The organism is Winogradskyella sp., from assembly GCF_028282165.1.
Lineage (GTDB): Bacteria > Bacteroidota > Bacteroidia > Flavobacteriales > Flavobacteriaceae > Winogradskyella.
Genome location: NZ_JANQIM010000033.1, coordinates 273,162 through 293,639 on the forward strand (window position 1 = coordinate 273,162; position 20,478 = coordinate 293,639).

The 20,478-nt window shown below is 35.5% G+C and carries 16 protein-coding genes; 14 read left to right on the plus strand and 2 right to left on the minus strand.

Annotation, left to right across the window (positions count from 1 at the left end; translation table 11 throughout):
* Window positions 1–7: 7 nt before the first annotated feature.
* The 11 genes from Q0972_RS13185 (at window position 8) to Q0972_RS13235 (ending at window position 14,337) form a co-directional block, all read left to right on the plus strand.
* On the plus strand, window positions 8–1,300 hold the full coding sequence (locus Q0972_RS13185; RefSeq protein WP_299366278.1) for a glycosyl hydrolase family 17 protein: 1,293 nt from the start codon (window positions 8–10) through the stop codon (window positions 1,298–1,300).
* 40 nt (window positions 1,301–1,340) lie between these two features.
* Window positions 1,341–2,630 carry a glycosyl hydrolase family 17 gene (locus Q0972_RS13190; protein WP_299366279.1) on the plus strand — a complete coding sequence of 430 codons (1,290 nt, stop codon included), beginning with the start codon at window positions 1,341–1,343 and terminating at the stop codon, window positions 2,628–2,630.
* Between the two features lie 11 nt (window positions 2,631–2,641).
* The gene (locus tag Q0972_RS13195) at window positions 2,642–4,135 is read left to right on the plus strand and encodes a glycoside hydrolase family 30 protein (protein WP_299366281.1); all 1,494 of its coding nucleotides are present in this window, start codon (window positions 2,642–2,644) and stop codon (window positions 4,133–4,135) included.
* Window positions 4,136–4,146: 11 nt separating this feature from the next.
* The gene (locus tag Q0972_RS13200) at window positions 4,147–5,577 is read left to right on the plus strand and encodes an MFS transporter (protein WP_299366283.1); all 1,431 of its coding nucleotides are present in this window, start codon (window positions 4,147–4,149) and stop codon (window positions 5,575–5,577) included.
* A 34-nt stretch (window positions 5,578–5,611) separates the two neighbouring features.
* On the plus strand, window positions 5,612–6,250 hold the full coding sequence (locus Q0972_RS13205) for a hypothetical protein (RefSeq protein WP_299366285.1): 639 nt from the start codon (window positions 5,612–5,614) through the stop codon (window positions 6,248–6,250).
* Between the two features lie 25 nt (window positions 6,251–6,275).
* Window positions 6,276–7,706, plus strand: a complete 1,431-nt coding sequence (locus Q0972_RS13210) for an MFS transporter (RefSeq protein WP_299366287.1) — start codon at window positions 6,276–6,278, stop codon at window positions 7,704–7,706.
* A 14-nt stretch (window positions 7,707–7,720) separates the two neighbouring features.
* Complete coding sequence (locus Q0972_RS13215; RefSeq protein ID WP_299366289.1) at window positions 7,721–8,638, plus strand: glycosyl hydrolase family 17 protein; 918 nt, start codon at window positions 7,721–7,723, stop codon at window positions 8,636–8,638.
* Window positions 8,639–8,656: 18 nt separating this feature from the next.
* Window positions 8,657–9,547 carry a glycosyl hydrolase family 17 protein gene (locus Q0972_RS13220; RefSeq protein WP_299366291.1) on the plus strand — a complete coding sequence of 297 codons (891 nt, stop codon included), beginning with the start codon at window positions 8,657–8,659 and terminating at the stop codon, window positions 9,545–9,547.
* Between the two features lie 271 nt (window positions 9,548–9,818).
* The gene (locus tag Q0972_RS13225; protein WP_299366293.1) at window positions 9,819–11,105 is read left to right on the plus strand and encodes a T9SS type A sorting domain-containing protein; all 1,287 of its coding nucleotides are present in this window, start codon (window positions 9,819–9,821) and stop codon (window positions 11,103–11,105) included.
* Window positions 11,106–11,215: 110 nt separating this feature from the next.
* Entirely contained in the window at window positions 11,216–13,333 is a 2,118-nt protein-coding gene (locus Q0972_RS13230) for a thioredoxin domain-containing protein (RefSeq protein WP_299366295.1), read from the plus strand.
* A gap of 5 nt (window positions 13,334–13,338) precedes the next feature.
* A complete protein-coding gene (locus Q0972_RS13235; protein WP_299366297.1) occupies window positions 13,339–14,337 on the plus strand; it encodes a LacI family DNA-binding transcriptional regulator in 999 nt (332 codons plus the stop codon).
* A gap of 64 nt (window positions 14,338–14,401) precedes the next feature.
* On the opposite strand, the gene Q0972_RS13240 is transcribed toward Q0972_RS13235, so the two are convergent.
* Together Q0972_RS13240 and Q0972_RS13245 are read right to left on the minus strand one after the other, a co-directional pair.
* Window positions 14,402–14,773, minus strand: coding sequence for a hypothetical protein (locus tag Q0972_RS13240; protein ID WP_299366299.1), 372 nt, complete (start codon window positions 14,771–14,773; stop codon window positions 14,402–14,404).
* Between the two features lie 94 nt (window positions 14,774–14,867).
* On the minus strand, window positions 14,868–16,097 hold the full coding sequence (locus Q0972_RS13245) for a glycosyltransferase N-terminal domain-containing protein (protein ID WP_299366301.1): 1,230 nt from the start codon (window positions 16,095–16,097) through the stop codon (window positions 14,868–14,870).
* A gap of 120 nt (window positions 16,098–16,217) precedes the next feature.
* On the opposite strand from Q0972_RS13245, the gene Q0972_RS13250 reads away from it, so the two are divergent.
* The 3 genes from Q0972_RS13250 to Q0972_RS13260 all read left to right on the plus strand — a co-directional run bounded on the left by Q0972_RS13250 (window position 16,218) and on the right by Q0972_RS13260 (window position 20,284).
* Window positions 16,218–17,378 carry a DegT/DnrJ/EryC1/StrS aminotransferase family protein gene (locus Q0972_RS13250; RefSeq protein WP_299366303.1) on the plus strand — a complete coding sequence of 387 codons (1,161 nt, stop codon included), beginning with the start codon at window positions 16,218–16,220 and terminating at the stop codon, window positions 17,376–17,378.
* Window position 17,379: 1 nt separating this feature from the next.
* Window positions 17,380–18,399, plus strand: a complete 1,020-nt coding sequence (gene galE / locus Q0972_RS13255) for a UDP-glucose 4-epimerase GalE (RefSeq protein ID WP_299366305.1) — start codon at window positions 17,380–17,382, stop codon at window positions 18,397–18,399.
* Between the two features lie 397 nt (window positions 18,400–18,796).
* Entirely contained in the window at window positions 18,797–20,284 is a 1,488-nt protein-coding gene (locus Q0972_RS13260; RefSeq protein WP_299366307.1) for an AraC family transcriptional regulator, read from the plus strand.
* Window positions 20,285–20,478: the final 194 nt, after the last annotated feature.

The following is a 20,478-nucleotide window of genomic DNA, read 5'->3' on the forward strand; positions in this document are numbered from 1 at the left end:
AGTAATCATGAAAAAAGGAGTTGTTATAATTTTTGTTTTATCTCTAGTCTTCATGGTGTCTTGCAGTGAAAAGAAAAAAGACGAAATGTCTTCAACCCAAATTAAGAAAGAAGTGACAGCGAAAGATATATTAGGAAATCCGCAATATTTGGCCATATCCTATGGCGGTTACCGAGAACGATCAAGGGATAGTCAGCCTACTATACCAGAATTAAAGGAAGATTTAAAAATATTATCGGCAATGGGTGTTAAGTTGCTTAGAACATATAATGTTCAGCCAAAATTACCACATGCATCCAATGTTTTAAAGGCTATTAGAGAGTTAAAGGCTGAAGATGCGGATTTTGAAATGTATGTAATGTTAGGTGCATGGATTGATTGCCTAAATGCTTGGACAGATAAAGCACCCAATCACGATGTAGAAAGCCCTAATAATGAAGGTGAAATAGAAAGAGCGGCTGCATTGGCCAATGAATATCCAGACATTGTTAAAATTATTGCGGTAGGCAACGAAGCTATGGTAAAATGGGCAACATCGTATTATGTTCAACCAGAAGTGATTTTAAAATGGGTAAATCACTTACAAGACTTAAAAAAAGAAGGTAAGCTGCCTAAAGATTTATGGATCACAAGTTCTGATGATTTTTCATCTTGGGGAGGAGGTTCTGCCGAGTATCACGTGGAAGATTTAGAGAAATTGGTAGAGGCCGTAGATTTTATATCCATGCATACATATCCTTATCATAATTCGCATTATAATCCAGAATTTTGGGGAGTGCCAGAAGCCCATAAAGACATGCCTGATTCAACTAAAATAGAAATGGCGATGGAAAGGGCGCTAAAATTTGCCCAAAAGCAATATGATAGTGTTACTAACTATATGAAAAGCTTGGGTGTTAATAAGCCAATCCATATAGGTGAGACAGGTTGGGCAACGATTTCTAATGGGCATTATGGCAACAATGGTTCTCGTGCCACAGACGAATATAAACAAGGGTTGTACTACAAATCAATGAGACGTTGGACAAATATGGCCGGAATTTCTTGTTTTTATTTCGAAGCATTTAACGAGAAATGGAAAGATGCCCATAATGCTAAAGGCTCAGAAAATCATTTTGGATTATTTACCATCGAAGGTAAGGCGAAATATCCTATTTGGGATTTGGTAGACCAAGGCATTTTTGACGGATTAACAAGAGGAGGTAATACGATCACAAAAACCTATAACGGTGACAAAGCGTTACTTTTAGAAGATGTTCTCGTACCACCTTCTGAAGAAGAAATAATGGCAAGACGATAAAGGTTTAAATATATAAGATTAATTAAATAAAGACTACACAATGAGATTGAATAAATATATATGGGCAATAGCATTTATTTCAATGTTCATTTGGTCTTGTAAAGAAACCCCTAAATTGAAAGAGCAGCAGGAAGTTGAAAAACAGTTATCGGCAAAAGACATTTTAGGTCATCCAGAATATTTAGCTATGTCTTACGGTGGTTATAGAAATGTTGATCACGACATAGAACCTACTATTGAGGAACTCAAAGAGGACATCAAGCTTTTGTCTGCAATGGGTGTGGGGATCATCCGTACTTATAAAGTATACTTACCTCATGCGTCAAATGTTTTAAAAGCCATTTCAGAAATAAAAAAGGAAGATCCAAATTTTGAAATGTATGTGATGCTCGGTGCGTGGATTAACTGCAAAAATGCCTTTACGGACCAAGTCGATCATAGTCAGGAAAGTGAAGAGAATGCAGCTGAGATTAATAAAGCCGTAACACTAGCTAAGCAATATCCAGACATTGTGAAAGTGATCGCTGTAGGAAATGAAGCCATGGTAAAATGGCAAGCTTTGTATTATGTACAGCCAGATGTTATTTTAAAGTGGGTTAATCATCTTCAAAACCTTAAAACAATAGGAGAACTTCCGAAAGATTTATGGATAACCAGTTCCGATAATTTTGCATCTTGGGGTGGTGGCGGAGATGAATATCATGTTGAAGACTTAAACAGCCTTATAAAAGCAGTAGACTTCATTTCCATGCACACTTACCCAATGCACGATACACATTACAATCCCGATTTTTGGTATGTCCCAGAAGATGAAGTAGGACTATCGGATATGGAAAAGATTGAAGCAGCAATGAAGCGTTCCTTAGAGTATTCTAAAGGGCAGTATCAGAGCGTTTCTGATTATGTTAAGAGTATAGGTGAAGATAAACCAATTCATATTGGAGAAACAGGATGGGCAACTGTATCTAATAGTTTTTACGGGCCCGATGGTTCAAGAGCTACTGACGAATTTAAAGAAGCTAGATTCCATGAGTTGATAAGAGACTATACCAATAAAAATAAGATTGCTTGTTTTTACTTCGAAGGATTTGATGAACCTTGGAAGGATGCTAATAACCCGCAGGGTTCAGAAAATCATTTTGGATTGTTTACGGTCGAAGGAAAAGCCAAATACGCGCTTTGGGGTATGGTCGATAAAGGTGTTTTTACTGGATTAACTAGAAATGGAAACCCCATTAGCAAAACTTATAATGGCGATAAAGAAGCATTGATGAAGGATGTATTGGTGCCACCAACTAAAGAAGAAGTTTTAAATCATAAATCAAACTAAAAGATGTAAGCATGAGACCAATTAGCAATTTATCGATCTTTTTTTTAATTCTTATGGTTATGAGTTGTGCTGAAAAACAGGAACAGTTGAATATAGAAGTTTATGAAACCTCCGAAGGCGGAAACAAGTTGACAAAACTTACCGAATTTGCTTCAACAGAGCAAGTGTCAACAATTACATTAAATCCAGAAAAGAAGTATCAAACCATTACTGGTTTTGGCGGAGCATTTACAGAGTCTTCAGCATATCTTTTGAATAAATTAAGCAAAGAAAACAGAGCGAAAATCATTGAAGCTTATTTTGGGGAGACAGGAGCAAAATATTCTTTGACTAGAACTCATATGAATTCTTGTGATTTTTCACTCAGCAACTATTCATACACACCAGTTGAAGGTGATAAAGAATTAGAACACTTTTCAATACAAGAGGATAAAGAGGATTTAATCCCCTTTATAAAGGATGCGATGAAAGCGTCTAAAGAAGGATTTAAAATATTTGCTTCACCTTGGACAGCAGCGCCTTGGATGAAGGATAATAACAATTATGTTGGGGGCAAACTACTTCCGGAATATTACGATACATGGGCATTATTTTTTTCAAAATATGTTGATGCTTACAAAGCAGAAGGTATAAATATTTGGGGTTTTACTGTTGAAAACGAACCCTTAGGGAATGGTAACAACTGGGAGAGCATGCACTTTACACCAGATGAGATGACCAACTTTGTTCAGCATTATTTAGGCCCGAAGTTAGAAGCAGACGGTAAAGGAGATCTAAAAATATTAGGATACGACCAAAATCGTGAGCATTTAAAAGAATGGGTAGACTCTCAATATAAAAATGAGGAAACCTCAAAATACTTTGATGGTACCGCTATTCATTGGTATGCAAGTACGTTTCATTATTTTCCTGAAGAATTGCAATATGCACATAATAAGGCTCCAGATAAATACTTAATTCAATCAGAGGCCTGTGTTGATGCTGAAGTTCCAGTTTGGAAAGATGATGCTTGGTATTGGAAGAAAGAGGCTACGGATTGGGGCTGGGATTGGGCACCAGAAGAAGACAAACATCTACATCCTAAATATGCACCGGTTAATAGGTACGCAAGAGATATTATTGGCTGTTTGAATAATTGGGTCGACGGATGGGTCGATTGGAATATGGTGTTAGATACTCAAGGTGGTCCCAATTGGTTTAAGAATTGGTGTATAGCACCAGTCATAGTAGATCCCGATAAGGATGAGGTGTATTTTACCCCATTGTATTATACAATGACACATTTTAGCAAATTTATTCGCCCTGAGGCTGAGGTTATAGACGTTAAAAAAACGGATGATGATTTAATGGTTTCAGCAGCCAAAAATACAGACGGTTCAATTGCTATAGTAGTATTCAATGAAGGCAAAGAAGCCAAAAGCTTTACCTTGAGCCTTAATAATATGAGCAAACAAATTAGAATTAGCCCACAAGCTATTCAAACCATTATAATACCAACTAACTAAAAATCAATATTATGTCAAATCAGAAAACAGCCGCAAAAGATAGAGTGCCTTTAGGTCAGAAGGCTGCTTTCGGTGCAGGTCATCTAGTGTTAAACTTGTTACCTGGTGCATTGGGAGTTTTTATGTTTTTCTTATTAACGGTCTTTGGAATGGATCCTCTCCAAGCTGGAATTTTAGGAGGATTGCCGCGAATTTTTGATGCCATTACTGATCCTGTTATGGGTTTTATATCAGATAATACGAGTTCAAGATATGGGCGAAGAAGACCTTACATTTTTGTTGGAGCCATTTTAAGTGCCATATTTTTTGTTCTGCTATGGCAAATGGATGAAAATGCTTCGGCAACATTCAATTTTTGGTACTTTTTAATTATGTCCCTTGTTTTTTTAATTGGAAATACCATGTTTGCGACACCATTGGTGGGTCTTGGTTTTGAAATGACAACGGATTATAATGAAAGAACACGTTTAATGGCCTTCTCTCAAACGGTTGGTTTAGTAGCTTGGGTCATTGTACCGTGGTTTTGGCCAATGATACCAAATGAAAACCTTTTTGAAAGCCAAGCCATTGGTATTAGAACCTTAGCTTTATATGTTGGTGCAGGTTGTTTGTTTTTGGGAATTTTGCCTGCCATTTTTTGTAGAGGTATTGATGCCGGACATATGGAAGATAGAAAGAAACTCACACTTAAAACCATATTTAGTAATCTAAAAGACTTGGTGGCCAGTATTGGAGAGGCTATAAAAAACAAGCCATTTATGAAATTATGTGGTGCAACATTTTTAGTCTTTAATGGATTTCAAATCGTTGCCTCATTTAGTTTTTTCATAATAGTATTTTACTTATTTAGTGGCGATTACGGTGCAACGGGTACGTGGCCAGCATGGTTTAGTTCAGTAAGTGCTTTAGTGTCTGCAATAGTTGTTATTCCGATTGTTTCTGCTATGGCAAATAAATGGGGAAAGAAGAATGCATTTATTATATCAACAGCACTCTCCATTATTGGTTATGTGCTAAAATGGTGGACGTTTACTCCAGATAATCCATGGTTAATGTTTATTCCAATCCCATTGATATCATTTGGTTTGGGTAGTTTGTTTACGCTAATGATGAGTATGACTGCGGATGTCTGTGACTTGGATGAATTGGTAAATGGTATGCCACGTAAAGAAGGAACTTTTGGGGCCTTATATTGGTGGGTTGTGAAACTCGGACAAGGACTAGCTTTGGTGTTTGGGGGGCTGGTATTGCAACTCATCGGATTTGATGGAGGTCTGGCAACTCAATCCGAAGAAACATTAGTGAATCTTAGGATTGCAGATATTGTTTTTCCAGTAGTGACTGCAGCACTTGCTATTTGGGTTATGTGGAAATATAGTCTTTCTGAAGAAAGAGCTAAAGAGATTAAAGCTCAACTTGAAGAACGTAGAGGAGTTTTATAAAAATCGAATTTATTTTCAAACTAAATCAAGAAAAATGTCAACAAAAATAATAATCGTATTAGTAGGATTAGCACTTGCACTCATCGCGGTCGCAGGTAGCATTATTAAAGGAGGTTCAGGCAAAAGACTTCTCAATACCAAAATTGCAGTTTTTTTTGCAATCATTGGCGTCTTAATGATGATGTATGGTAGTTATTCGTCCGAATTAGTTAGTGTTAATAACCAATTAGAACAAGTCTCTATTGGGAATAAGCTAAAGATTGAAGGGCCGGTGACCGATATAAAAGTGGTATCACCTATAGACCAAGATTCTGTGGACTGTCGTATTCTAACTATGGGCGTTTATCCAGAAGGGCATGCTAAGGATATTTGGGTAATGATTAGACCAACCGATGATAGATATTATCCACAATCCGATCATACAAATACATCATACAAGAGAGATGGTGAATGGCAAGTGGTTACGCGTTTTGGCGGTGACTTAGGTGAAGCATATGATTTAATTATTTATGAAACCGATTCTACATCGTCTGCGTTTTTTAGTTCCACTATTGAAAAATGGAAAGAAGCTGATGACTATCCTGGCTTAAAACTTGAGGAAATACCATCGGGTGCTAAAGAGGTAGATCGTCTTAAGATTTACACACGAAAGAATTGTAGAGGTGTATTTTAATTCTTAGCTACAATACAAGTCGTATATGTATAAATTGAAGAAAAATAAAGTTCCATTTGGTCAAAAAGTGGCCTTTGGTGTAGGTATGCTGGCCAATCAAATGTTTCCTGCTATACTTGGAATATTTATGGTAGTCCTTGTAGAAGATTTAGAATTTACAGGGTGGTTGTACGGGCTTATATTTTTCTTTCCAAGAATATTTGATGCTATTACCGACCCCATAATGGGTTATATTTCGGATAATACTAAATCTAAATATGGACGTAGACGTCAATATGTCCTTTTAGGTGCTATTATAATGGGTGTTGCCTATATCTTTATGTGGCAACTTTATAAGGAAAATACCTTACAGCACAATTTTTGGTATTTTTTCTCATGGTCACTTTTGTTTTATTTAGGCCTTACCATTTTTAGTGTGCCTTATGTTGCCATGGGTTATGAGATGAGTGATGACTTTCACGAACGCACCCATATTATGGCTGTCGCCCAATGGATAGGTCAATGGGCTTGGGTCATTGCACCACTGTTTTGGATTATAATGTACGATCCTAATTGGTTTCCTTCAGCAGAAGTGGCTGCTAGGCAATTAGCGGTTTGGGTGGCTATTCCTTGTGCTGTTTGCGCCATGGTGCCAGCTATATTTATTAAAAGTAAATCTACATTAAATGAAGATTACGAACCTATAAGCTTTAAGAATATTGGTAGAAGCTTAAAAAAAATATTCTATAACAGCTTTATAGCAGCTTTTAAGATTAAAGAATTTAGAAAGCTTTGTGCGGCAACTTTTTTAATCTTTAATGCCTTTAACACTGTCGCTGCATTAACGTTTTTCGTTATTGTTTATAAGCTATTTAATGGCGATGCTGCTGCCAGCGGTGTTTGGGTGTCATTATTTGGCTGTTTGGGAGCTTTAGGGACCACATTCATAGTAATACCTGTTGTAACTAGGATGTCTAGGATTTACGGAAAAAAGAAAGCATTTATGTATTGCCAAGGAATATCTGTTATAGGATATGTTTTACTTTGGTTTCTTTTTATCCCTGGTAAACCATGGATGTATATCATAGCATTACCGTTCTTCTCATTCGGAATAGGAAGCCTTTTTACCATAATGATGTCTATGACTGCAGATGTGATTGATGTAGATGAATTAAACTCTGGATTAAGAAGAGAAGGTGTTTTTGGTGCCATTTATTGGTGGATGGTCAAAGTCGGATTTGCTATCGCCGGAGCATTAAGTGGCGTAATTATAAGTATTGTTGGGTTTGATGCTGATCTTGCAACAACAGAACAGCAGACTGCAGTTGACGGTCTTCATGCATTCTTCTGTTTTTTTCCAATGGCTGGTACTTTATTAGCTATGTTGATAATGAGAAACTATAGCCTTAATGAAGAACGCTCAGAAGAAATAAAAGTAAAGTTAGATAAACGCAAAGAAAGTTTAATTATAACATAAAACTAAAATCAAAAATGTCATACAGAGAAGGACACTATTTTAAGAAAAGCGAATATAGTCAAATAGCAACACAAGGTATTGACTTGTCAAAATATAGTTTAGAAGAGTTAAAGGCATTATGGCGCAAAACCCTCGAAGAGGGTATGCATGGAATTTGCTTTAGCATGTACGAAGATGGTCAAAGACCAGGCGATACAATTACAGAACAACAAGTAGACCGTAGAGTAGGGATTTTGAAACCTTATGCCAAGTGGATCCGTTCATTTTCTTGTATAGAAGGAAATGAACACGTTGCAAGGATGTCTAAGAAACATGGCCTTAAGACTTTAGTAGGTGCTTGGCTTGGCGATGATAAGAATGATAATGAGCAAGAGATTGAAGGCCTTATTCAACTCGCAAAAGAAGGTTGTGTAGATGTTGCTGCTGTTGGTAATGAAGTGTTATACCGAAATGACTTAACCTTAGAGGAGCTTGTTGGTTATATAAATCGTGTTAAGGAAGCATTGTCAGGAATGAATATTCCTGTGGGTTATGTCGATGCTTATTATGAGTTTTCACGTCATCCTATATTGGTGGAAAGTACAGATGTTGTTTTGGCTAATTTGTACCCTTATTGGGAAGGTTGCCCAATAGAGTATGCTTTGGGACATATGCAAGCCATGTATGGGCAAGTTGTTGATGCGGCTCAAGGCAAGCCGATCATTATTACGGAAACCGGATGGCCTAGCCAAGGAGGAGGCCTTAGAGGTGCTATTGCAGGCGAGGAAGCTGCTATGAAGTATTTCATCGATACTATGCGTTGGACCAAAGAAAATGAGATACCAATTTTTTATTTTTCATCATTTGATGAATCTTGGAAAGTCGGGCCCGAAGGTGAAGTAGGCGCTTATTGGGGACTTTGGGATAAACATGAGAATCTAAAGTATAGTTAAAAGTCAACTATAATAGTTATGTCTTTAAGGGAAGAAAAATTTTTTGCATTAGCATCCATAGACTATCAAGGGAAATCTACTAAGGATTTGAGGAGAATGTTCAGAAAATCCTTAAAGACAGGTGTACATGGTTTATGTGCTAGCCCTTATGAAGAAGGACAGGAACCGGGTGACCAACTGTCTGAAGAACAAATCCGTCGTCGATTAAAAAAAATGAAACCTTACATGAAATGGGTGCGTTCATTTTCTTGTACAGATGGTAATGAGCTTATACCAAAGATAGCTAGGGAAATGGGGATAAAGACGTTAGTCGGTGCTTGGTTAGGAGATAATCCCGAAATCAATGAAAATGAATTAGAAAATTTAATAAGCCTATGTCATGACGGTTTGGTAGATGTGGCAGCAGTGGGTAACGAAGTAATGTATAGAGGTGACTTAACCGAAGACGAACTTTTAGATAAAATCCATTATGTTAAGGCATCAACTAAAGGTTTAGATATACCAATTGGTTACGTAGATGCCTATTATGAATTTCAGGAACGTCCGGCAATTACCGATGCCTGCGATATTATATTAGCCAATTGTTACCCCTTTTGGGAAGGGTGTGATTTAGATTATTCTTTATTGTATATGAAGGATATGTACCATAAAGCAATGCGTGCAGGAAATGGTAAAAAGGTGATTATAACAGAAACGGGATGGCCTAGCGAAGGCACCAACTTGCAGGGTGCGTTTCCATCAGAAGCTAACGCGATAAAGTACTTCCTTAATACCCAGAAATGGGCACTAGAAGAAGATATAGATGTATTTTATTTTTCAGCTTTTGACGAATCTTGGAAAGTTGGCGGTGAAGGTGACGTTGGAGCTTTTTGGGGTATTTGGGACAAAAATGAGAAATTGAAATATTAAATAGAGTATAAGTTCTAAGTCTAAACAGTATTTACACCACAACATTACCACTACAACTCACAATAAAAAAAAATATGAATGTTGTGGAATTCAGAAATAGCAAGACTTTTGAGGCATGTTGCAAATCTTAACTAAATCGATTTCGTTGTATGTTTTTTGTTAAGGTGCATTTAAGGAATAATCATTAACTTATTAATAACTTTACGAAATAGCTAATTTTTAAATATTAAAATTGCTAATAACTAATAAATAACTAAAATAAATTATCATTATGAAAAAAATTACTTTATTGTGTTTAACACTTATTCTTACCTCTTTTGGTTTTAGCCAGTCCTTGCCTTTGGACTTTGAAGTGCCTGAGGATGATGCATTTTCTGGTTTCAATGGTACTGTTGCCAGTGTGGTAACAGACCCAACTGATGCAGGTAACCAAGTGTTGGAAATGATTGGAGCAGGTGCTGATTTTGATGGTGCATCCATCAATTTAGATACTTTCATCGATTTGTCCGATGATGGTAACAACACTATTTCGCTTGAGATTTGGGCGCCAGACGCTACAACGCGTACGCATTTGTTAAAGTTAGAAGGTGGTTCTTCTGGAGCAACAGAATTATTTTTTAATACAGATGTTTCTGGTTGGCAAACTGTGAATGTTGATTTCGGACCGGGTTTAGGCACCGAATATCCTGTTTTGGTAATCTTCACAGATTCGGGTGGCGGAAATACAGCCACAGGAACATATTATATTGATAATATAGATGGTCCTAATGGAGCAGTAGTACCTACAGATCCAGAACCAGCGACTGCTGCACCAATACCTACAGACCCAGATAATGAGGTTTACAGTATTTACAATGATACCAATGGATACACTACCAATTTCCCTGTTCAATATCCCTTTGGAACATCACAAGGTGATGTGGATTTAGATCCAACAGCAGGTGTAAATAATGCTTTGAAAATGAATTTTAGTGTAGCTGGATGGGGTCAAGGCGAAGGAGGTCCTGATGACGTTTCATCTTTTCAGGATCTTGAGTTCGATTATTGGGCTTCTTCTGGTACGCCAGGATTTAGAATTGTTTTAATTGATAATGATGGTGCAGTTCAGGAATTTAACTACGAGGTTGGTACAAATGAAGCAATAGTTACAGAAACTTGGACACATGTTACTATTCCAATGACTTATTTTACTGGTTTAGGTTTCGATTCAACGGTTTTCTTCCAATGGAAAGTAGATCCTTTTATGCAATCAGTTGCTCAAGGTGGAATTGTGTTTTTTGACAACATCATCTTTACTGGGGGCACCTTATCTAACGAAGAATTTGATGTTATTGAATTTAAAGTATTTCCTAATCCTACAAGAGGCGATTGGAATGTGTCAAGCTCAAATACAATTACCAACGTTACAGTCTACGATATTTTAGGTAAGCAAGTATTAACATTATCACCTAATTCTAATGAGGCTATTATCGATGCCTCATCTTTGAGAACAGGTGTTTACTTTGCTAAAGTACAAGGTGCTAATGGTTCTAAAACCATTAGGTTAGTAAGAGAATAAGGCTAACAACAATAAAAATTGAATAATCAAAAGCGTGTTTAAGTAAAGTAAACACGCTTTTTTTATGAAATAGCTATTCATTTATTATTAACTTTATATAAAAGGATGAAATGCTCAGAAATCTAGGCTTCTATATCATGTTAATGTTTTCGTTATTGAGTTGCATCCAAAACAATGTATCTAACACAATAAGCAATTTGGAAAAAGCCAACGATTTAATAAATGAAACCAGTCCATACCTATTGCAGCACGCTTATAATCCTGTAGATTGGAAAGCTTGGAATGATGAATCGTTGCAATTAGCCAAAGATCAGAATAAACCAATTATTATATCCGTAGGATATTCATCTTGTCACTGGTGCCATGTCATGGAAGAAGAGAGCTTTGAAAGTGATACCGTGGCTAAGCTGATGAACGATAATTTTATCAACATAAAAGTTGATCGTGAAGAACGACCAGACATCGATCAAATCTATATGAACGCCGTTCAACTTATGACAGGTAGAGGTGGATGGCCACTTAATTGTATTACGCTTCCCGATGGTCGACCTGTTTTTGGAGGTACCTATTTCACAAAATCGCAGTGGATAAAAATATTAAAAGACATATCAAAACTCTATAAAGACGATCCGGACAAGATGATTTCTTATGCGGAGAAGCTTACTGAAGGGATAAAAAATTCTGATTTAATTGTTGTAAACGAAAATCCTGTTCAGTTTGATACAAAATCATTAAACGTTACAGTAGATGAATTCAAACAGTCTTTGGATTTTATACAAGGTGGTCAAAGAGGGGAACCAAAGTTCCCAATGCCAAGTCATTTAGATTTCTTATTACGTTATAGCTTTCAGACTAATAATGAGGAACTAAAAAAGTATGTGTTAACTACTTTGACTAAAATGGCTAATGGAGGTATTTACGATCAAATAGCAGGTGGTTTTTCTAGGTATTCGGTCGATGACAGATGGCATATTCCACATTTTGAAAAAATGCTTTATGACAATGCACAATTAGTCAGTCTTTATTCAAAAGCATATCAGTTAACTAAGAAAGAAGATTACAAGAGAATTGTTGAAGAAACTTTGGATTTTATTGATACGGAATTATCCACCGAAGAAGGTGCTTTCTTTTCATCCTTAGATGCGGATAGTAAAAACTCTGAAGAAGAATTGGAAGAAGGCGCCTTTTATGTTTGGACACAACAAGAATTAAAATCCTTACTAGAGGATGACTTTGAGTTGTTTAAAGCCTATTATAATATTAATGCTGTCGGAAACTGGGAAAAAGATAATTATGTTCTTTATAAAACGCTTAGCGATGAAGAATTTATTACTGAGCATCAGCTAAGTTTTACGGTTTTAGATTCTAAACGCAATGATTGGAAAGAGCAACTTCTTGAAGCTCGAAATAAACGAAATAAGCCAAGGCTAGATGATAAAGTATTGACATCCTGGAATACCCTTATGCTAAAGGGTTATGTAGATGCCTATAAAGCTATTGGTAATGAAGACTATTTAAAAAAGGCAATTACTAATGCAAATTTTATTAAAAAAAATCAACTGAAGGGTGACGGTTTGTTATTTCATAGTTATAAAAATGGGAAAAGCACTATTAATGGTTTTTCTGAAGATTATGCACATACCATTGCTGCTTTTATAAGGTTATATCAAGTTACGTTTAATGAAGAATGGTTGAGTATAGCTAAAGGGTTGATGGATTATACCATAGAGCATTTCTTGAATGAGAAAACAGAAATGTTTTATTTTACTTCAAAAGGTTCCTCTAATTTAATTGCCAGAAAAACAGAAGTTTTTGATAATGTAATTCCTTCATCAAATTCTGTTTTGGCAGAATGTTTATTAAAGCTAGGACACTATTATAGCGATAAAGTATATTCAGAATTAGCCCATCAAATGCTTAAAAATGTCAATGATACCATGCTTAAGATTCCATCAGCATATACCAATTGGCTGTCATTGTATTTAAACTATTCTAACCCATATTATGAGGTGGTGATTTCCGGAGAGGAAGCAAAGGATATTTTAAAACAACTGAAAGTACTATATATTCCAAACGTCCTCATTTCAGGTTCAACAACCGAAAGTGATTTACCATTGTTAAAGAATAAGTTTAATAAGGACGAAACATTAATTTACGTTTGTACTAATGGTACATGTAAGCTTCCTGTAAATACAATCGATAAAGCTTTAGGACAGATTTTAAAATAAGTATTATGACAACATTAAAAGAATTAGCAAAACTCCTAAATATTTCGGTATCTACTGTATCTAAAGCTCTAAACGATAGTCACGAAATCAGTGCTAGTACAAAGAAAAGGGTAATAGAATTAGCCGAAAAATTAAATTATAAACCCAACCGTATAGCACAGCAGTTGAAAACCAATAAGACAAAAACAATAGGCGTAATTCTTCCTACCGTTAAAAACCCTTTCTTTGCTCAAGTCTTACATGGTATCGAAAAAAGTGCTACAGATAATAAATATGACATAATTGTGTGCCTTTCTGATGAATCTCTAGAGAAGGAAGAGCGTAGTTTAGAATTATTATCCAATGGTAGCGTCGATGGCTTTATAATGGCTGTTGCCAGAGAGAGTCAAGTTAAGGAACAATCGGAGCACATAACAGGTATTATCGATAGTAGAATTCCTATATTGATGTTTGATAGGGTAGTGAACGAAATTATTTGCGATAAAGTAGTAGTGGATGATTTTCAATCCGTTTATGATGCTACCGAGTATCTCATAAAAAAGGAAAATAGGAAGCATATTCTTCTGGTAAGTAATATTGAAGAATTAAGCGTAGGCAAGTTGAGGATTAAAGGTTATCAGAAAGCTGTTGAGGAGTCCGGGTTAGACTCTAATGTTCTAAAGCTTGGAAATGTCGATGATGTTGAAGCAAATATCCATAACTATTTAAAAGCGCATAAAGAAATTGATGCCATAATATCTATAGATCACATTACGGGCATTATAGCCATAAACATGGCAAAGAAAATAGGGAGAATCGTGCCAAAAGATTTGTCAGTTATTGGATTTGGGTACGAACATACACAATTGTTATCTAGCCCAAAGATTTCAATTATCCACCAAAAAGCCTTAGAGATCGGAAAAATGGCCGTAAAATTATTGATTAAGCACTTAAATACAGAAGACCACGAATTACAGACCATAGTGGTGCCAAGCGAACTTAAGCTAGCGGAATCAACTAAATAGAATTCTTCACAAAAAAAGCCTGACGCTAATCAGGCTTTTAAGTTTGTTTTATAAGAAACTTTAATTAGTTTCCTCCTTTCATTTTATCTTTGGCTTTGTCAACAGCATCCTTGCCAGCTTCTTTTGCATTGTCAACGGCTTCACCAGCGGCGTCAACCGCATTGTCAACAGCTTCGCCAGCAGCATCAACTGCATTATCAACGGCTTCGCCAGCAGCGTCTACTGCATTGTCAACGGCTTCACCAGCGGCATTAGCGGCATCATTTGCAGCATCTACAGCATTGTCTACAGCTTCACCGGCAGCCTCACCAGCTTCATTAACAGCCTCAGAAGCGTTCTCTACAGCTTCGTCAGTTTTTTCTTTAGTCTCTCTGCAAGATGTAAGAGACAATCCTAGTACAGCAATAAGTACTATACTTAATACAACTTTTTTCATTTTGATAGTTTTAGTGTTAATTGTTGTTAATGCACTAAAATAATAATTTAAGCGAAATTTTAACAAAATTTCAACATTTATTAGTGCAGTGTAGCTATATACGAATGTATTGAAGGATTTGGATGACTGCTCCTCTATTATTTTCAATATAGTTTTTATTGATTTTCCCTTTTTGAGCTCTCAATGAAGTGTCCTTAACTAAATAGTTTACTACAGACTCGAAGGCAGAGGAAGTAGAAGCAGATACAACTCCACCTAATTCGATAAGTGCTTTTGCCTCTGGGAATTTAGTATAATTCTTACCGATAATTATAGGTTTGCCAAAAACTGCTGGCTCAAGTATATTATGTAACCCAGTGTGTCCAGCAGCACCACCAATATAAACTATATCTGCGTAATTATATGCTCTGCTTAAATAACCAATGGTATCTAAAATAAACACATTATAACTAGAAAGGTCTTTGCCGTTCATTTCGGAAAAGCAGATGGTCTTTACTTTAAGTTGCGATTTTAGTGAGACCATATAGCCAGGCTTTATGTTATGTGGCGCAATAATAAATTTTATACTATCATTAGTGTTTATGTATTCCAAAAATAATTTATCGTCCTCTGGCCATGTACTACCAAAAATAATGCAATCTTTTCCATTTTTGAAATCTTCAATAAAGGATATGGTATTATTGGTCTTCAATTGGTTGGTAACACGATCAAAACGTGTATCGCCAGAAACAGTAACCTTGCTGTAGTTTATTTTTTCAAGTAAAGATTTAGAGTTATCGTCTTGTGTAAAAATGGTTTTGAAAGCAAATAACGAAGATTTCATAAATCCACCATACCACTTAAAGAAACTTTGCGATGTTCTAAAGACAGCCGATATGAGAATAGCTTTTAATTGGCGCTTTTTTATTTCTAGTAAAAAATTAGGCCATATCTCATACTTTACAAATATGATGTAATCTGGATTTACAATGTTTAAAAAACGTTTGGCATTAGCTTTAGTATCAAACGGAAGGTAAACCACAACATCTGCAATTTTAGAGTTTTTTCTAACTTCATAACCTGAAGGGGAAAAGAATGAAAGTACCACTTTATGGTCTGGGTATTTTTCTTTCAAAGCTTCAAAAACAGGTAAACCTTGTTCATACTCACCTAAGGAGGCACAATGAAACCAGAAGACTTTGTCATTTTTACTTATACAAGCCTCAAGCTTACCAAAGGTTTCTTTTCTTCCTATAACGCCTAATCTTAATTTTGAATTAAAAGGAGCTAAAAGCTTAATTGCAAAGCTGGCAATATAAATTCCTATGGAATAGAGCTGTCTCAATAATTTAGATTTGTGCTAAAATACAGTTCTTTCAATTAATTGCATTGGCTTAGCGCTTACAATTTTGTATTTTCGCTAGTGCCTAAGCTAAAGAGGCTTACATAAACTATAATCGTCGAAATGAAAAAAATTCAAATGGTTGACCTTCAAGGTCAATATGCAAAAATCAAAGAGGTTGTAGATCCATCAATCCAAGAAGTGGTCGACAGCGCAGCATTTATTAATGGTCCTAAAGTTCATCAATTTCAAAAGAATTTGGAAGATTATCTAGGTGTTAAGCACGTAATTCCTTGTGCTAATGGCACTGACGCTCTTCAAATTGCTATGATGGGATTAGGTCTTGAGCCAGGTGATGAGGTGATTACAGCAGATTTTACTTTTGCAGCAACTGTTGAGGTGATAGCATTGTTAAAATTAACGCCAGTTTTGGTCGACGTAGACCCAGTTACATTCAACATAGATATTGATGCTATAGAAAAGGCGATTACGCCAAAAACCAAAGCTATAGTTCCAGTCCATTTATTCGGGTTGGCAGCCGATATGGATGCCATAATGGGTTTAGCTAAAAAGCATAATTTGTATGTTATCGAAGATAATGCACAAGGTATAGGGGCCGATTATACGCACAAGGATGGAAGTAAAACTAAAACAGGAGCAATAGGTCATGTAGCTTCTACATCGTTTTTTCCATCAAAGAATTTAGGCTGTTATGGAGATGGTGGTGCTATTTTTACCAATGATGATGATTTGGCACATACCATTAGAGGGATTGTAAATCACGGAATGTATAAACGGTATCATCATGATGTGGTTGGTGTAAATTCGAGATTAGACTCCATTCAGGCTGCGGTTTTAGATGCTAAATTGCCGCATTTGGATGATTATAATGCCACAAGACGACATGCAGCAAAAAAGTATACTCAAATCTTTAAGGGTCATCCCAAGATTACAGTGCCAACAGGTAAATCTACTTGCGATGGTATATGTGATACATGCGATTGCCATGTTTTTCATCAGTATACATTGCAATTAGAGGGTGTAGACAGAGATGCTCTAGTAGCGCATTTGCAAGCGAATAGTATTCCATGCGGTGTTTATTACCCAATTCCGCTGCACAAACAAAAAGCATATCAAGACGAGCGCTATAACGAAGATGACTTTCAAGTAACCAATAGATTGGTTGAATCAGTAATTTCATTGCCAATGCATACAGAACTTGATGATGAGCAGATTGACTTTATTACATCAACGGTCTTAAACTTTATAAATAGCAATTCTTAAGATGAAAATTTTAGTTACTGGAGGTCTAGGTTTCATTGGGTCGCATACCGTTGTCGAATTACAAAATGAAGGCTTTGAGGTTGTAATAATTGATGATTTAAGTAATTCTTCGATTGATGTTATAGATGGTATTACAGCGATTACGGGAATAAAGCCTCATTTTGAACAACTCGATTTAAAGATAAGATCAAAAGTTGAAGACTTTTTTAAAGCACATAACGATATTGCCGGTATCATCCATTTTGCGGCGAGTAAGGCTGTTGGGGAAAGCGTACAAAAGCCATTAATGTATTATGAGAACAATATTAACACACTGGTTTATGTACTGAAGGAAATAGGGAAATTACAACACCAGAATTTTATTTTTAGTTCTTCATGTACGGTTTATGGCCAAGCAGATGAGTTGCCAATTACTGAGAATGCTCCTGTAAAACCTGCCGAGTCCCCATATGGAAACACTAAGCAAATTGGTGAAGAAATTATTAAAGATACCTGTAGGGTTAACTCGGAATTGAATAGTATAGCCCTTAGATACTTTAACCCTATTGGTGCGCATCCTTCAGCTCAAATAGGCGAGTTACCAAAAGGTGTTCCTCAGAATTTAGTACCTTTTATTACTCAAACAGCCATTGGTTTAAGAGAGCAATTATCAGTTTTTGGAGGAGATTATCCAACCCAAGACGGAACCGGTATAAGGGATTATATTCATGTTGTAGATTTGGCAAAGGCCCATGTTGTAGCATTACAACGCTTACTTCAGCGTAAAAATGAATCTAATTTTCAAGTTTTTAACTTAGGCACCGGAAAGGGAAGTTCCGTATTAGAAGCCATTCAATCCTTCGAAAAAGTATCAGGAAGAAAATTAAATTATAAGATTGTGGATAGAAGAGAAGGTGATGTTGTAGCAGCTTATGCAGATACTAACAAAGCGAATGATGTTCTGGGTTGGAGAACTGAACTGACTTTAGATGATGCCATGGCGTCAGCTTGGAAATGGGAGCAAAAAATAAGAAATGTATAAATAATGGAAGTCTGTTTTCGGAATACAGGCGCTATCACTGCAAAATATCTATTTCTATATCTACAAAAATTAACCATAATCTTCAGAAAGTAAGTTTAGACCATTTTGGAATGATATTCTAAACTACCTTTAAACAATAAAGGATGTTATTATGTTGTAAAGATTCTCCTTTGCGGAAATAAATCGTTTTGTGGCTTTAATTGTTGAAATTCTTAAAAAAAGGTAAACTTTTATCGGGTTTTACACTTTCTTATCTTTTTTAAGAAATCTTTAAGAATTTAATTCGAGTGTTGATTATAACTTGAAGATTGACAAAACTTTTTAATCAACATGGACCCCAAAAATGATTTTTCTAAGGCGTATATTGTTATTTACGACCCTACTCTTGTTTTTTTGCATGAGTAACGCAACTATTAGTGGAGAAGAAAGACCTTCTGCAACTTTTGGCTTTTTGTCGAAAAAAAGCTTAGATAGTATTCTGAAAAATCAAGAGCTAAGGGATTCTCTTAAACGGGTTGAGTTAATAAAAATCCATGAGACTCTATTGTCTAGCAAGGCCGGAGATTCTGTTTTTGTAAATAAAGCTTTAGCAATTTTATATTCTGACAATAGTAATGCAGAAAAAGCGTCAAAACATATTAAGAAATACATTCGGTACACACAAGACTTATCAATTTTAAACGACCATGTGTTTTCGGGAATAAAAGGAGAAGCACCTTATGATAATTTAATTAAAGAATACAAACCCCAAGTTAATTTTCTTGCTATAATACATGCCTTGACAGGAGTCATCGGTATTTTTATGGTAATCATACTTTTTGCCAAAAGGAATTTAGATAGAACATCCGTTTTGTTAATAGGATCATTTATTCTATTCAATTCCTTATTTATGTTACATATAAGTTTATTTGTGTCTAATTATAACTTAAAGTTTCCACATTCATTTTATATTTCAACACCCTTTTCATTTTTGTATGGACCATTGCTCTATTTTTATTTTAAAAGGGTAGTTCAGAATTACAAGTTGTCCTTGAAGGATTCGATACATTTAGTACCTACAATTCTTCTTATTATGTGGTTAATACCAAACTATAGTCTAAGCGGAACAGAAAAGTTTCAATTGTTGTTAGATAATACACAATCCGTATCAATAGGTAGAAAGGTTATAGTCGTTTTAAAGGTGCTGTCATTGAGTTTTTATGCGCTCGGAATCTATAATATCTATAAAAATAAAGAAGAAAAGAGGGGAGTGAAAAAATTAGAATTTAAGAGTAGAGTAATATGGGAAAGGAGCATAATGATTATCTTCTTTGGCTATGCGCTCGTCTATGTTCTTCATGGTACAGTAGTGGTTAGATTTATAGAATATCAACCATTCACTTACTTAAAGACAGTTTTTATGATTACCATGATTTTTTACATGGCTTTAATGTCTGGATTACGACCAGAAATCATTATGAATGCTAACAATAATTCTGAGGGTAGTGATAAATTACCCATTAAATACGAAAAGTCCAACCTTACTCAAAGTCTCTCTAATGAGCTTAAGGAAAAGCTAATAGAGTTGTTAATAAATGATAAAGTATACAAAAACAACAATATAAATCTAGAGTTGCTCTCAGAGATGTTGGGTACAACAAGACACAATACATCACAGGTCATCAATGAGCATTTCGGTATGAGTTTTTACGATTTGGTAAATCACTTCAGGATTATAGAAGCAGTAGATATTTTTGATAAGGATAAGAAACGTAACTTAAACATAATAGAAGTAGCCTATGAGGTTGGCTATAATAACAAGGTAACATTCAATAAGGCGTTTAAAAAGCATATGAATCAAACACCTTCTAGTTATATCAGGTCACTTCATTTAGCTAAGGTCTAAATAACACATCCTTTAATTGTCTTTGCACTAAAAAGTATCTTCTATAAAATTTTATTCCCATAGAATAAGTCCGCTAAGATATTAATTCTATTAATAAACCTCTTATCAACAAGTAGTAACTGTTTAAGCATCATTTAAATAAGCCTTAAGTGAAAAGGCGTTTATGACCTAAATCTATTAGAAATACTGTAATC

Excerpts from the sequence above, each read along its gene's own strand:
- Q0972_RS13185 (WP_299366278.1), top strand. The coding sequence starts at position 8 with ATGAAAAAAGGAGTTGTTATAATTTTTGTTTTATCTCTAGTCTTCATG.
- Q0972_RS13190 (WP_299366279.1), top strand. The coding sequence starts at position 1,341 with ATGAGATTGAATAAATATATATGGGCAATAGCATTTATTTCAATGTTC.
- Q0972_RS13195 (WP_299366281.1), top strand. The coding sequence starts at position 2,642 with ATGAGACCAATTAGCAATTTATCGATCTTTTTTTTAATTCTTATGGTT.
- Q0972_RS13200 (WP_299366283.1), top strand. The coding sequence starts at position 4,147 with ATGTCAAATCAGAAAACAGCCGCAAAAGATAGAGTGCCTTTAGGTCAG.
- Q0972_RS13205 (WP_299366285.1), top strand. The coding sequence starts at position 5,612 with ATGTCAACAAAAATAATAATCGTATTAGTAGGATTAGCACTTGCACTC.
- Q0972_RS13210 (WP_299366287.1), top strand. The coding sequence starts at position 6,276 with ATGTATAAATTGAAGAAAAATAAAGTTCCATTTGGTCAAAAAGTGGCC.
- Q0972_RS13215 (WP_299366289.1), top strand. The coding sequence starts at position 7,721 with ATGTCATACAGAGAAGGACACTATTTTAAGAAAAGCGAATATAGTCAA.
- Q0972_RS13220 (WP_299366291.1), top strand. The coding sequence starts at position 8,657 with ATGTCTTTAAGGGAAGAAAAATTTTTTGCATTAGCATCCATAGACTAT.
- Q0972_RS13225 (WP_299366293.1), top strand. The coding sequence starts at position 9,819 with ATGAAAAAAATTACTTTATTGTGTTTAACACTTATTCTTACCTCTTTT.
- Q0972_RS13230 (WP_299366295.1), top strand. The coding sequence starts at position 11,216 with ATGCTCAGAAATCTAGGCTTCTATATCATGTTAATGTTTTCGTTATTG.
- Q0972_RS13235 (WP_299366297.1), top strand. The coding sequence starts at position 13,339 with ATGACAACATTAAAAGAATTAGCAAAACTCCTAAATATTTCGGTATCT.
- Q0972_RS13240 (WP_299366299.1), bottom strand. The coding sequence starts at position 14,773 with ATGAAAAAAGTTGTATTAAGTATAGTACTTATTGCTGTACTAGGATTG.
- Q0972_RS13250 (WP_299366303.1), top strand. The coding sequence starts at position 16,218 with ATGAAAAAAATTCAAATGGTTGACCTTCAAGGTCAATATGCAAAAATC.
- galE (WP_299366305.1), top strand. The coding sequence starts at position 17,380 with ATGAAAATTTTAGTTACTGGAGGTCTAGGTTTCATTGGGTCGCATACC.
- Q0972_RS13260 (WP_299366307.1), top strand. The coding sequence starts at position 18,797 with ATGAGTAACGCAACTATTAGTGGAGAAGAAAGACCTTCTGCAACTTTT.